This is a genomic window from Teichococcus aerophilus (genome assembly GCF_014490485.1).
Classification (GTDB): domain Bacteria; phylum Pseudomonadota; class Alphaproteobacteria; order Acetobacterales; family Acetobacteraceae; genus Pseudoroseomonas; species Pseudoroseomonas aerophila.
Window position 1 is genome coordinate 73,866 of sequence record NZ_JACTVA010000021.1, and the last position, 14,353, is coordinate 88,218.

4 protein-coding genes are annotated in these 14,353 nt (G+C 73.6%); all 4 read right to left on the reverse strand.

Going from position 1 to position 14,353, the window contains the following annotated elements:
• Positions 1–519: 519 nt before the first annotated feature.
• Positions 520–2,745, reverse strand: coding sequence for a transglycosylase domain-containing protein (locus tag IBL26_RS13125; RefSeq protein ID WP_187784944.1), 2,226 nt, complete (start codon positions 2,743–2,745; stop codon positions 520–522).
• Positions 2,742–3,407, reverse strand: a complete 666-nt coding sequence (locus IBL26_RS13130) for a YcxB family protein (RefSeq protein WP_187784945.1) — start codon at positions 3,405–3,407, stop codon at positions 2,742–2,744. The genes IBL26_RS13125 and IBL26_RS13130 overlap by 4 nt, the downstream gene beginning before the upstream one ends.
• Positions 3,404–9,214: an alpha-2-macroglobulin family protein gene (locus IBL26_RS13135; protein ID WP_187784946.1), complete on the reverse strand. Its 5,811-nt coding sequence runs from the start codon at positions 9,212–9,214 to the stop codon at positions 3,404–3,406. Before IBL26_RS13135 ends, IBL26_RS13130 begins: the two co-directional genes overlap by 4 nt.
• 11 nt (positions 9,215–9,225) lie before the next feature.
• Positions 9,226–14,353, reverse strand: a 5,128-nt coding sequence (locus tag IBL26_RS13140) for a hypothetical protein (RefSeq protein WP_187784947.1), incomplete at its 5' end; no start/stop codon positions are given.

Genomic DNA, 14,353 nt, shown 5'->3' on the forward strand with positions numbered 1-14,353 from the left:
CCTTCTTTTCTTTTTTCGAGTTTTCGGGTGGGGCTGCGGGAGAGGTGTCCCAGGGGAGAGGCTGGGTTGTCCCGGGAGTCCGGGAACGCCGGCGACCGAGGGGGCGGCCTGCGTGACTGATTTTCAATGTTCCAGTTTTTATGCAGAGACTTCAGAAGTTTGCTGGCTGTGGGCGCGGTCAAGGCCTCTCGTGCCAGCACGAAGGCGGCGCTGGCCCAATGCAGGGACATTGGGTCAAGGTGCCGATAAAGCTGGTGTGGAAAGGGCCGCCGCGACCGGCCCAACAGGCTTTTTAAGCAGCCTCTTAAACCTCATGCCCACTGCGTGGCGGCCATAATCTTTGATTGTCATGGTCCGCTCTCGCCTGTCTCAGGCTTCTGCCCGATCGCCGGATTGACGGCAAAGGCGGCTTCCACCGACGACATTCACGCCCCATCGCGCAGCCGCACCAAACTCAAAGACAAAAGAAGGGGTCTGGGGAATTCCTTCCCCAGCCTTCCTCTGCCCCTTTCAGAAGTCTCACTCCACCACGATACGGGTGGGGCTGGAGCTGACATCCTGCCACGGCAGCCGCAATTGAAAGCGGTGTGCGCCGGGGGTCATGGGCCAGTAGACGGTCTGGTCCGGCGTGGCGACGGCGAAGGGTTCGCCATCGACGTACCAGACCACCTGCGGGACGTTCGGGCGCACGGCGGCGCGCAGCGGCAGCCGGTTCAACTGGGGCGGCAGTTCCGGATTGCGCCAGAGCCGGCTGTTATGTTCGGGGGAGAGGATGCTGAGGCGGGGCGCTTCGGCTTCGCTGGCCAGGGCGGGCGGGGCGTTGCTGGCCAGGCGTGAAGGCGCCAGTTGGCCGGCGGGCAGGTACTCGGTCAGGGTGGGGCCGCACTGGCCGTCATCGGGCTGGCCGGTCTGGGCGCAGAGGGCGATGGGCTCGTAGCCTTGCGGGATGGGGAAGGCGCCGGCTTCCAGGGCGTCGGCGGTGCGGCCGTGCAGGCGCAAAAGCACCGCCTGGGCCAGCCGCGCGGCGCCGCGGGAGCCGCTGATCTGCGCCATGGTGCCGGCATCGGCACGGCCCATCCAGGCGCCGATGACGTAGTCCTGCGACCAGGCCATGGTCCAGGCATCGCGATAGCCCTGGGAGGTGCCGGTCTTCAGCGCCACTGGGAACGGGTATTCGGTGCTGCCGTAGCGCGGGAAAGCCGGCAGCCGCGCCTGGGGGTCGGAGAGGAACTGCCCGACCTGGCGCGCGGCGGTGGCGGAGAGCACGCCGCGCGGCTCGGCCAGGGGTTGGCCATCATACCATTGCAGGTCCCGCATCACGCCGTCATTGGCCAGGGCGCCGTAGGCGCGCATCAGCCGGTCCAGCGTCGTGGGCAGGGAACCGATGGCCATGGAAAGGCCGAAGCGGTCGGCGGGCCGTTCCATCTCATGCAAGCCAAGTCCGTAGAGGGCCTGGAAGCCGGCCTCCAGCCCCATGCGGCGCAGCAGGTGCACGGCGGGCACGTTGCGGGAATTGGCCAGGGCCTGGCGCGGCAGCATGGGGCCGAGGAAGGCGCCGTCAGCATTGCCGATGCCGGAGGCGCCGTCCGGCACGTCCAGCAGGATCTCGTCCGGCCGTAGCTGGCCGCGCTCCAGCGCCACGGCGTAGAGGAACGGCTTCAGCGTGCTGCCGGGGGAGCGCCATTCGGCGGTGTAGTCGAAAGCGCCGCCGATGGTGTTGGCATAGCCGGCGGAACCGAGGGCGGCGAGCACCTCGCCGGTCTGCCGCCGCATCACCATCACCGCCACCTGCTGCGCGCCCTGCCAGCGCCATTCGGCCAGCTGGGCGCGGGCGATGGCGGTGATGTCGCGTTGCACGCCGAGATCGATGCGGGTGCGGATTCGCGGGTCGGTGGGGTCGAGGCCATGAATACCCTGGGCTTCCAGCAGGCCGCGCAGGCGCAGCACCAGGTGCAGCGCTTCCGGCCGCTGCGGCAGCGGCGGCGGGTGCAGGGTGGCGAGCTGGGCGCGGGCGACGGTGAACTCGGCCCCGGTGATGGTGCCCTGGCGGGCCAGTTCCTCCAGCGCGCGCTGGCCGCGGGCGATGGCGCGGGCCAGGCCGCGCGGATGGCGCGGGTTGTGCAGGGCCGGTGCCTGCGGGATGGCGGAGAGCAGGGCGATCTCGGCCCAGCTCAGATCCTGCACCGGCTTGTCCAGGTAGTAGCGGGCGGCGTGGGCGATGCCGTGGCTGCCATTGCCGTAGGGCACCAGCCGCAGGTAATGCGCCAGCAGCGCCTCCCGCCCGTAGCGGGCGGTCAGGACGAGGGCGGTGCCCGCTTCCACCGCCTTGTGCCACAGCGTGCGTGGCCCCGGCTGCTGCATCCGCGCCACCTGCATGGCCAGCGTCGAGGCGCCGGAGCGGGTGCGGCCGCTGGAGAGGTTCTGCCACACCGCGCGCAGCACGGAGGCGGGGTCGACGCCCGGATGCTGCCAGAAGCGGCGGTCCTCCAGCGCCAGGGTGGCGCGGGCCACGCGGTCCGGCACCGGGGCCACCTGCCAGTAGCCGTATTCGGTGCGGCGGCCGGCGGGCGTGGCCTGCTCATGGCCGAGCTGGGTGAGGAAGGCGCCGTTGCGGTCGGTCAGGATCGGCGTCGGCGCCGGGGCCTGGAGTGTGGCGCGGGCGGCCACCTGGGCACCGTAGACGCCCAGCAGCGCCACCGCCGCCGTGGAGGCCAGCAGCGCGGCCAGGCGGGTGCGGCGTGTCATCCCTGGGGGGCGCCGCCCTGGGGGACGCCGCCCTGGGGGACGACAGGGGCTGGCTGGCCGATGCGGTCCTTCAGGAAGCGCATGAAGCCATCGCGATCGGGCAGGTTGGCCAGGGTGCTTTCGGGCAGCCAGAAAGCGGTGGCGTGGTCGATCAGGATGAAGAGGTAGCCGGGCATCTCCCGCAGGCCGGTGACGCGCGGCCACGGGTTGATGCTGGCCTTGCCTTCGCTGCGGGAGAGGATGCCGCCTTCCCCGAAGCTCAGCGTCAGCGGGGCGAGAAGGCGGCTGCTGGCGTCATGCAGCCGGCGCAGCATCCGGCGGTGATTCAGGCGGACCAGCATGAGGGCGAGGATGAAGGCGAACAGGACCAGCCCCGCGGCGGCCAGGAAGATCTCGGAGCCGCTCAGTGCCCATCCTTCCCCGGTCTCGAGGCTGCCGATCCACATCTGGCCGGAGAGCGACCATTTCGATGCGAGGTAGCCGATCATGCTGCCGACGACCGCGCTGACCACCAGGACGATAATGATGTTCAGCAGCGGCCGGCGGCGGGGGTAGAGGACGGGCATCATCACCGCCGTCTGCAGCTTGGTGTAGCCCGCCTGATCCAGCGCCGGGACATGCAGCGTGTAGTGGACGGGGCCGATCTCGGCCTCCAGGCTCATGGCGAGATCACCACGCGCTGGCCGGCGCTGAAGCCCTGGGTGGCTGGCGCGTAGATCATGGCGGCGGCGCCGGGGGGCTGGGTGAAGCTGCCGGCCACCTGTGCCCGCATGCGGAAGGCGATGCGGTGGTTGCCGCTGGGCAGCAGAGTGTAGACGGCGGTCAGCGCATCGTCGCCATAGGCGGTCCAGCCCGGGGCCGGGCTGGGGGCCAGGGAGGGCGCGGCCTCCGCCGGGGCGGTGGCAAGGGCCGGGTTCAGCGGCTCCATCCCCGCCGCGATGGGCAGGGTGATGGCGACGTGCGGGCGGTCCTCCGGATTCACCAGCTCTGCCTGTTCCTCCACGACATCACCGGCCTTGAGCTGGATGGCGCCATCGGGGCCGGGCGCCAGCCGTTCCAGCGGCCCGCCACCGGCGGGAACGCGGAACAGCGTGCGGGACAGGACAAAACCCTCCTGCACCGGCTGGGCCTGGGCGCCGGGCTCGGCCGGAAGGTAGCGGCGTTCGGCCAGGGCCAGCACCGGGGTGTTGCCGCGGTTGGTGACGCTGAGCGGGCCGGTACGGTCGGTCGGCCAGCTCAGCACCGGGGTGTCGGCGCCGAGGCGGCCGGTCTGCCCGCCCTGCGGCAGCGTAGCCGAGACCTCGACCGGCTGGCCCTGCGGCGTGCCGGTGGCGGCGAGGGCGCGCAGCGCGGCGGCATCGGCATTGGTGTTGCCCCAGACATCGGCGCCGGCACCGAGGCGGATCAGCCCGTCCCGCAGCAGGGTCAGGCGCGGTTCCTGCGGCGAGACGCGGGCGACGGCCAGCAGCGTCTCCGCCAGTGCCCGGGGCTCGGAGGGCAGGATATAGGCGCTGCCGCCGGTGTCGGAGAGGCCGGCATAGGCGGGGCGGCCTTCGCGGTTGAGGATGCGGACGCGGCTCCACAGCGTCTCCAGCAGGCCGGGCATCAGCCCCTGGCTGTCCGGCGGCAGCAGGCTGACGGCGGAGACCGCCTGGGCCAGCGCTTCCGTTGGCATCAGCGCGGCGCGGCGGGAGAGTTCCGCCGCGTAGGCGGGTTCCAGCTTGCCGGCCTCGGCCAGGGCAGTCAGGGCGGCGACGCGCTCGCGCAGTTCTTCCCCATTGAGGAGATGCGGGAAGTCGGAGCGCAGGGCGCGGGAGAGGACGGTGCCGAGGCGTTCCAGCAGCGCCGCATCCACCTCCTGCCCCGCCTTGGCCGCCGCGTTCAGCACGCGGTAGGCACTGGCGGTCAGCCAGACCGAGCCGCGCATGCGCGGCCAGAAGGCGACCAAGCCGTTATCGTCCGTGCTCTGGCGGATGGCCTGCACGGTGGCGCGCAGGTCGGTGGCCAGGCGGTCCTGCAGCCCGGCGGCATTCCACAGCGGCGCGAAGGGCGCCAGGGCGAGTTGCGCGCCGGTCAGGGAGATACGCTGCTCCGTGCCATCGAAGGGTAGTGCCAGCAGCAGGTTGAAGCCGGCCAGCATGCGGGTGACGGCGGGGTCGGTGGCGATGCTGAGCCGCGCGGCGTAGCTGCCGGGGCGGACCGGACGCGTGGGTTCCGGAATCCGCGTGGTGGCACCCGGGGCGACGGCCAGCGTCAGCCGTTCGCGCAGCGGCGTGCGGTCCGGCCGGATGGGCAGGTTCAGCTCCACCGCATCGCCGACACCATCGGCGGCGCGGCGCAGCAGGAAGCGCAGGCGGGCGGCATCGGCACCCGTTGCCCCTGCGGCCATGGGCACTTCCACGGGGAAGCTGACGCGCGCGGGGCGGTTGTCGGCCCAGGCGAAGTTCTGTTCGTTGGCACCACGCAGCGTCAGGCCATCGGCGGAGAAGCTGGCGCGGCCGGCGCCGCCGGGGCCCTCGACGATGCGGCCGATGACGGTGGCATCGAAGCTATCCCCTGGCCGCAGGAAGCGCGGCAGGGCGGGCTGGGCGACGACGGCCTGCCGCACGCGGATCTCACCCGTGCCGAAGCCGAAGCGGTCCGGGCCGCTGACGGCCTTGGCGCGCAGCTTGAAGACGGTCAGCGTATCCGGCATCCGCACGCGGACCCGGGCGATGCCATCGGCCCCGACCCGGACGCGCGGCAGGTAGACGGGGACAGGCGTGAAGTTGCGGCGGACAGAGATGTTCTCCTGGCCCCAGGCGTCTTCGGCTTCGTCGCCGCCGGGGTTCTCGTCCAGCGGGATGATGCCGAAGGCCATGGCGCGCGTGTCGGTGGCGACGGCGCGGGCCGGGCGATCGACGATGAATTGCGCCAGCGGGTCCAGCGGCTGTTCGCGCGCCAGGGAGAGCACGGCCTGGTCCACCATCCAGAAGGCGGCCTCGCCGGCCATGGGGCGGCCGGCCTCGTCGGTCAGGCGGAGGGTGACGTCCACTTCCTCGCCCGGGCGGACGGTGGCGGGGGCGGCGAGCGCCACGTTCACGCGGTGCCGCACGGGGGTGACGGTGACCCAGGAAGTGGCGGCGAGCGTGACCGGCTTGCCCTGGTCGAACGGCGCGGTGGGGGCCTGGGCGGGGTTGCTCGGGCCTTGTTCCAGCCGGCCGCGCATCAGCAGGAAGTGCACGGCGAGGCGGGGCATCTGCTCCTTCCGCACTGGCAGGGTGTAGCGGCCGAAGCCGTTGGTGATCTCCACCCAGTCGTAGCGGAAGCGGCCTTCCGGCTCCTCGACGATGGCGAGGGCGCGGGCGGTCTGGAACGGGCTCTGGATCAGCAGGGTGGCGGTGTCGCCGGGGGCGTAGCTGTCGCGCTCGGGCGAGACCGTCACGGTCTGCGCCGGCGGGCGGGCCCAGGTGACGGCGCTGTCGCCGGCCATGAACAGATCGACGCGCACGGTCTGGCGGCGGCCGGTGCGGTCCTCTGCCTGAAGTTCGACCAGGTAGACGCCGGCCTCGCGCGCCTCGAAGCGCAGGGCCTGGGCGTCGGCGGTGCTGGTGAGCTGGCGTTCTTCCACCGTCTCATCGACGACCTGGGTGACGTACCGCGCGGAACCCTGGCTGAAATCGCTGGCCTGAAGAACAGAATTCCAGTTGCGGCGGATCAGCCGGGCGGTGATGGCGATGCCGGGCAGCGCCTTGCCTTCCGCATCCACCGCCAGTGCCTCGGCCTCGATGGCGCCGGCCTGGGCGATGTAGCGCGGCACCTTCAGGCCGAGCACGAAGGGCGGCAGCGCCACCACGTTCTGGGTGCTGCGGACCTGGATGTCGTCGTCGCCCGTCACCGTCGCCTCGATGCGGTAGCGGCGGGGCTGCGCGGTCGGCTCCACGGTGGGGTCGAGGTCGAGCCGCGCGGCGCCGCCATCATCGGTGCGGGTTTCGCGCTGCATCACCGGGGAGCTGCGGAATTCGCTGATGCCGGAGAAACGGCTGTCGGAGGAGAAGGAGAAGCCTTCGCGCGAAGGCGGTGCCCAGCTCTCGGGGAACTGGGTGACGCGCCAGGTGATGGGCCGGCCCGCGGCGAGGCCACCGGCAAAGTAGCGGGCCAGCAGGTCCACCGAGAAGGGTGCGTCCAGCGGCACGCGCTGCGCGCCGTTCAGCAGCACTTCGAAGGTCGGCAGCCGGTAGGCTTCCTTCTTGAAGGTGATGATGCCGCAGGAGGCGTTCTCGCTCGTCTCGAAGCGCACGGTGTAGTCGCCGGTCGCGTCGGTCTTCTCGGCGAAGAGGTGGTGGAAGCCGCCGGCATCGTCCGGTGTGACGGGGATGCGCCATTCCTGGTCCCCCGGGCCGCTGACCACCAGCGTGCCGGGCGTGCGGCGGAGGCTGAGCGCGCCACCTTGCCAGTCACGAACAAAACCCTGGATGTGGACGGGGTCTTCCGGCCGGTAGATCGGGCGTTCCGTGAAGACGTGGCAGAGGGCGCGCGGGGCCTCGCGGCGCTCCGCGACGTCACCTTGCGTCCAGCCGAGCCAGGTGCCGGAAGGACGCGTCCAGTTGCCGGCGGCGTATTGCTGGGGCGCGCGCAGCGGGTCCAGCACCAGCGTGTCGTTGCCCTTGACCACGACGATGCGGCGCAGCGCGCGGCGCTGGTTCTCCGCGGTGCGAGCGGGGGCGTTCCAGGTGAAGCCGCCATCGGCCTGGGTTACGCCCTGGGCCAGGGTGGTGTAGGCGTCGCCGTTCTGGCCTTCCAGCCGGATCTCGGCGCCGTCCACCGGGCGGGTATTGGAGAGAGAGGTGACCTGGAAGCGGACGCGGTCCGCCTCCTCCACCGTGGTCAGCACCAGGTCGGTGACCTGCACGCGCATCCAGCGGCGCTGGCTGCCATCCACCGGCCGCAGGCCGACCAGGTAGGCGCCGGGCTGCCGGGCGCCGGCGATGCGGGTGAGGTGCGGCGCGATGTCCAGGCCGAACTTGGCCTCCGTGCCGCCACGCGAGATCGGCAGCGGCACGAGTTCCGACACGGAGGGAGAGCCAAGGGCGGCGATGCGGGCGGCGAGGGCGTTGCGGCGGATATTCTCCGTGCCCGTCCAGGGCGTCGGCTCGTTGCCGGCGAGCGGCGGGGCGGTGTCGTCATCCGTTTCCAGCCCGGCCTGCGGGAAGGGCCAGAAGTCGCGCCCGAGCGGGTCGATGGCATGAATGCGCAGGTCGGCGCGGTCGTAGCCATGGCCGCGCAACGGCAGCATCTGCGGGCCGAGGCGTTCCACGAGCCCCTGCCCGGCATCCCAGTGCAGGGCGGGGCGGTCGGCGACGAAGGAGAAGCGGAGCGGCGCCGGCGCGCTTTCCAGCGCGCGGCCGCGGCGGTCCTTCACGCCACCCGGTTCCAGCTGCAGTGTGTAGGCGGTGTCGGCGGCGAACTTGCCGGTGATGAACCACTGCCGGCCCCGGGTTTCCACCGCCATGTCCTCCACCGGCGGCGTCACGCGCAGCACCTGGCGAGCGCGAAGGATGTCGATCGCCTCCGGCTCCGCCGAGAAGCGCAGCATCAGGCCGCGGCGGGCGGTGCTGCCGCCATCGGGCAGGCAGCGCATCAGGCCGTCCTGCGTCTCCCGTGTCAGGTCGCGGCCGCAGAAGCTGTCGGTGACGGTGAAGGGGGAGGCGCTGCGCAGCCGCAGTTCAAAGGCCTGGTCATCGAGGCCGGGGGCGTCGGACAGCTTGAGGCGCAGCAGGGCGACGCGGCCATCCGGGATGGGGGCGTTCAGCACCACGCGGTACGTGGCCGGGGCGCCGCGCGCGGCACGGTCCACCGGGCGGATGGTGAAGTCGCGTCCGGTCAGCACCTGGGCGCCGGGGCCGGCGGTGCCGGGCAGCGGCCGCAGCTCGATGCTCAGCAGCCGGGCCAGGGCGGCGGTGTCCACCGGGTCGGGGAAGGTCAGGGCGATGGTGTCGAGGTCGGGGACGCCTTCGTCGCCCTCGGCTGGCTGGGTCTGGGTCGGCGCGGGCAGCAGCGGCACCAGGGTGGTGTCCCGCCCGCCGGCGGAGACGGTGACACGCTGCAACGGCCGCCAGGGCTCGGAGGGGCGGAACTGCAGCGCGCGGGCACCCAGCCACTGCCAGGCGCCCGGCGTGGCGGGGGACATCTGCACGAGGCGCTCGGGGCTGTCTTCGGGCCCGCCCTGGGCCGGGCCCTGGTCGGAACTGAAGAAGACCGTCACCGGGTCCCACCGCCGCAGGAAGCGGTCCGGCACCAGCGTGGCGCCATCGGCGCGGCGGGCGACGTCCAGCGGCTGGGGCGATGCAGGGCTTGCGGGCTGGGCCGAGGTGGGCTGGGCCGAGGTGGGCTGGGCCGAGGTGGGCTGGGCCAGGGCGGGCAGCGCCGCCGCCGAGACGGCGGTGGCGACAGCGGTGGCGAAGGCGGTGCCGAGGATGGGGTGCTTCATGGTCGAGGTCCTCAGCGGGCCAGGGCGGGCGTGACGCCGGCCATGTCGCGATACTGGCGGGCGATCTCCGGCGGCGGGCCGGAGGGGCGGGGCGTCAGCCCCAGGATGGCGGGGCGGAGCGCGGTGGCGGTGGCATCCGCCGGCACGCGTGCCTCGATGATGTAGCGGCCGGGCGGCAGGCGGTGCAGCTGGGCGAGTCCCCTGCCCCGCTCCTCCCCCTGCGCGTCCAGCAGGCGGACCTGGGCGAGGTCGGGCTCCGCGCGGATGCCGATGCCGACCCAGCCTTCGCGCGGCATGGTGAAGCCGAACAGCGCGCTGCTGCCGGCGCCGACCATGACGGGCGCGCCAAGGCCTTCCTTGGCCGGATGCACCGGCGTCGCCGTCAGTTCCAGCGAGCCGGAGAGCGGGCCGTCCTGCGGCGAGAGCAGCCGCAGCACCGCCGGGCCGCCCGGCAGGTAGCGGTGCAGTTCCGCGCCTGCCGGGAAGACCTGCGGTGCGTCCTCGCCCAGGGCCAGGATGACGGGGGCCGTGGTGCGGGCGTGCAGCAGCACCGGCCCGGGGGGCGAGAGGCTGAGTGCCATGCTGTCCCCGGCCAGGCGTAGCTGGCGCGGCACCGCCACGGGCTGCGGGTTGCCGGCCGGCCAGGGCGAGGCGCCCTGCCCTTCCAGCCAGGCGATGACCGGGCCGGGGCCGTGTTCCAGCACCAGCCAGCCGGGGCCGGTGGGGGCCAGGCGGGCGCCTTCGGCGATGCTGCCATCGGCACCGATGAAGCGGGCGGTGGCACCGGCGACGGCGATGCGCTGGTTGGCCATCGGCGCCACCGGCAGCATCAGCGAGCCGGCGGCGCCGATGAAGCGCTTCAGCGGCAGGCCGGGGCGCAGGGCCATCGGCGGTGCGTCCAGCGTGGCGGTGGCGATGCTGGCGGGCGCGTCGGCGGTGTTGGTGTTGATCAGCAGCACCTCGGTCCATTCGCCTTCGGCCAGGCGGCTGGTGGCGGTGTCACCAGCCCAGAGGGTGACCGCATCCGCCCCGCGCCAGCCGAGGATGGCGGCGGTGCCGGGGGCGAGGTCCAGCCGCAGGCGCTTGCCGCCGGGCGGCAGCCGCAGCGGCTGGGCGCCATTGGCGGGCAGCAGCGGCGTGGCGGCGTCGGTGAGGTCCCGCGCTTCGGCCAGCGCGGGTTCCAGCAGGGTCAGCGCGATGCGGGCCGTATCCCGCGACAGGGCGTTGCCGACGCGCAGCGGTGCCTCGCCGGCCAGGGCCAGGGTGGAGCCGGTGGCGACGCCCATGCCGCGCCCAGCCTGCAAGGCGATGGCCGGGCCATCCTGCCGGGCCAGCCACAGGCGCGGGCGGGCGGCATCGGCCGGCGGCGGCAGGATGGCGGTGTCGCCAGCGGGCAGGTTCAGCACGGTGGCGGTGCCGGCGGTCGGGCGCAGCGTAGCGACCTGCAACGGCGCATCGCTTGTGGCGAGCAGCCAGACGCGGCCGGCCTGCGGGGCCAGCAGCCCGTCCTCTACCCGGCGCAGGCCCCGGCCGGGAGCGTCGGCCTGGCGTAGCCCTTGGCCCTGGCTCTGGACGGACAGCAGCGCGGAGCCGGGGGCATCCACCGCCGCCAGGAACAGGCCGGGCAGGCCCTCCACGCCGGTGGGGGTGATGCGGCCGGGGGCCTGCGCGGCGGGGTTTGCGATGCGGGCGGCGAAGCGCACCGGCGCCGTGCCGCCTTCCACCGGCCAGACCGAGGCGCGCCACTGCGCGCCGGGCACCGCCGGCACCGCCACCAGCGGCGCGGTGCCGCGATCGGTGCTGACGCTGCGCCAGCTGCCGTCGGGCTGCTGGCGTTCCAGGCTGAGCGCCAGCGTGTCGGTCGATTGCGCGGTGGCCAGCACCAGGCTGCCATCCGGCGCGGTGGGCAGGGTCAGGCGGTGCACGCCGCCATTCTCCAGCGTCAAGGTGCCGCTGGCCTCCACCGCGCGGGGCTCGCGCGCCTCGGGCAGGGAGAGGCGCAGGGCGAGGGCGCCGGGCTGCACGCCGCCCTCCCCTTCCCCGGCACCCTCGCCGTCGGCGGGGGTGGATTCGGTGTCGTCGCCTGGGCCTTCGGTGTCCTCGGCGGATTCTTCAGACTCGCCGTTGTTGCTGCTGTCACCACGGGAGATGTCGCGCAGTTCGGTGGTGATGGCGGACAGGTCCAGCGTGTAGCGGCCGGCGGGCAGCAGGCGGGAGGTGGCGAGGTTCCAATCCTCCGCCTGGCCTTCGTCGCGTGCCACGACGCGGCCTTCCGCATCGCGCAGGATGCCGCGCAGCGCGGTGGCGCCGAAGGTGGTCAGGCTGACCACGCGGTCCTCGGCGATGGCGAAGGGGATGCTGGCGGGCAGCGAGACGGCGCGTGGGATGTCCGGCTGCAATTCCTCGGCGCGCAGGCTCAGGTGGTAATCCAGCCGGTCGTTGCGGCCGAGGGCGCGGGCTTCCACCCGGTAGCGGCCGGCGGGCAGCAGGCCGGTGAAGGGCGTGCCGTCGGCGAGGCCGCCGGCGCGGGTGGAGCCCTCCCCTTCCAGCCGCAGCAGGGTGGCGGCCATGCCGTTGTCGATGCCCAGTGTGACGGTGGCGGGGCCGGCCAAAGTGAAGTCCCACTGGTCCGGCGCGCGGGTATCGTCGCGGCCCGCGGGTTCGCGCCACTGGTGGCGCGCGGGGGCGTCGAAGGCCAGCATATGGGGGCCGTGGCCTTCCAGCGCCACGGCCGGGCGCTGCTGGGTCAGCCGGGCGATGATGCGGGATTCGACATCGGCGGGCAGCACCACCAGCCGGTAACGGCCGGGGCGCAGGGCCTGCACCAGACCGTCCAGCGGGCCGATGGGCAGCAGCGGCCAGCCCTCCGCATCCTCCAGCCGGGCGGCGACCTCGCGGCCCAGGCTGGGCAGGTCCAGCCGGTAGTCGCCGGGCTCGGTGATCTCGATGGGGAAGGCGGTGCCGCTGCCGGCGGGCAATGCGGCGCGCACCGTGGTGCCGGGCAGCAGCGTGGCGCCCTGCTGCATCGGTGCCGGGCGGGCGACGACGCCCAGCCGGCCGGCGGAGTCCACCGCGCCGACCGTCAGCCGGTAGTCCCCGGCGCGCAGGTAATGTTGGATGAGCATGTTCTGGCCGGTGCCGTTGGCCTCGGCCTGGTCCAGCGCCGGCAGGAAGGCGGTGCCGATCTGGCCACGGCTGCGCAGGCGGCCCAGCGTTTCCACCCGGTACAGCCCGCCTTCGGGAACACGCAGGGCGAAGCTGCGTTGTTCGTCACGGCCCAGGGTGAGGAAGACCGGCTGCCCGGCGCCCAGCGTGCCGAGATTGGGCAGCGGCTGCGGCCGGGGCATGGCCACCGGCGCGGCGGGCTGGCGCCAGGAGAGGATGGTGGTGCGCGGGGCCTGCGGGGCCGGCAGGCGCAGCGCGGCGGGGTTGCCGGCCACGATGCGTGCTTCGGCCGCGCCGCCGCCCAGGGCGGTGGCCACCGGCTCCCCCATGGCGCGGGCGGCCAGGGGGATTTCCAATACCTGGCCAGGCAGCTGCGTCAGGGTCAGCGGGCCGGCGGTGGGGTCCAGCGGCAGCGGGCGGGCCACCAGGCCGAGATCGCTGCCGTTGGAGAGCAGGGAGAGGCGCTGCCCTTCCTCCAGCGTGACGGTGCCGAGCGGCAGTACCGGGTCGGCCGGCTGCGGCGGCGCCGGGCTGGCGGGGATCAGGCCCGGAGGGCCGACCGTCAGGTCCAGCACGCCGCTGGCATTGGCCGGCGGTTCCAGCCGCAGCCGGTACCAGCCGGGCGCGAGGTCCCAGCCACGCTGGGAGTCGCCGTTGGCGGCGCCGGGCGCGCGCGGGGCAGTGACGGGCTGGATGGTTGCGTTGACCGCCACGCCATCCGCCCGCACGGCGATGGGGCCGGGTGCGGTGACCTGCACCAGCAGCGTGACGGGGCCGCGCAGGTTGAAGCGGCTGCGCCAGGCCTGGCCGGGCGCGACGCGCGGGCCGCTGCCGCCGACCAATACCGGCTCCCGCCCGCTCTGGTCCCGCCGCAGCAGGACGGTGGCAGGCACGCCGTCGCCGCCCAGGCCGACTGCTTCGGCGGCGACCATATAGGTGCCGGGGCCGGGCTGGCGGCGGATGGCCTCACCGCCGAAGGCACGCAGCTGGAAAGCCTGGCCTTCCCGCCCGGTAACGGTGACGCGCCGCGGCGCCTCGCCACGCGGGTTGGTGTTGAGCTGGATCACCGGGTCGCGCCGTTCCGGCAGGATGACGGCGCTGGCGATGCGTGGGCCGGTGCCGACGTCCAGCCGCGCGGCGGCGGGCTCGGGCAGGGTCAGGCGGAAGCGGTTGGCCTGGCTGGGCAGCTCGTACACCTCGCTGCCGAAGGGGCCGATGACGCCACTGAGCCAGCCTTGCGCCAAAGCGGGGGCGCCATCCAGCCGGAGGTGGAAGGGGGTGGCCGGGGCGCCGTCCGCCCAGGGCAATGACGGGCCGCCATAGGCGGTGACCAGGTAGGTGCCGGGTTCCAGCTCCGGCGTCAGCAGCAGGCGGCTCAGCGTGTGGCCGGGGGTGGGTTCGATCGTCGCGGCGTCCGGTGTGGTGGGGACGAGGTCGCGGCCCTCCCGCCACAGCCGCAGGTCCCGCAGGCCGCGCCCGGCGGCCTCGATGCGGACGGGGCGCTGCTTGTCCACCACGAACCAGAAGGCACGCTGTTGCAGGTCCGCCAGCGTGGCGCTGAGGGTTTCGCCGGAGCGCAGGATGGCGGGCGGCGCGGCCTCGGCGAAGGGAGTGACGCTGAGGCGGGTGTCGCCCTGGGCGTTCTCGGCGCCCCGGGTACGCAGCTTGTAGGTGCCGGTATCGAGCAGCACGTCCAGCCGGCCATCGGCGGCGCCGGGCGCGCCGGCCTCTTCGGCGGGGCCGGTCAGCATGTCCACCAGTTGCAGGGCGGTGCCGGTGGGGCTTTCGGCGCGGATGGCGAAGCGGCCGGGCTGCAGCACTTCCACGAGTGTCTCGCCCTGTCCGGCAGTCGGTAGCGTCTCGCGCTGGAGGCGCGCGGCGGGGGCGGTGACGGCGGGGCCGGGTGGCAGGGCGGCCGGCGCGGCGGCGATGGCGGTGGGCCATGCGGGCGTGGGCAGCGGGGCGACGGGCGTG

Bases quoted from the DNA above. Each gene is read 5' to 3' on its own strand.
- IBL26_RS13130 (WP_187784945.1), bottom strand. From the start codon at position 3,407: ATGAGCCTGGAGGCCGAGATCGGCCCCGTCCACTACACGCTGCATGTC.
- IBL26_RS13135 (WP_187784946.1), bottom strand. From the start codon at position 9,214: ATGAAGCACCCCATCCTCGGCACCGCCTTCGCCACCGCTGTCGCCACC.
- IBL26_RS13125 (WP_187784944.1), bottom strand. From the start codon at position 2,745: ATGACACGCCGCACCCGCCTGGCCGCGCTGCTGGCCTCCACGGCGGCG.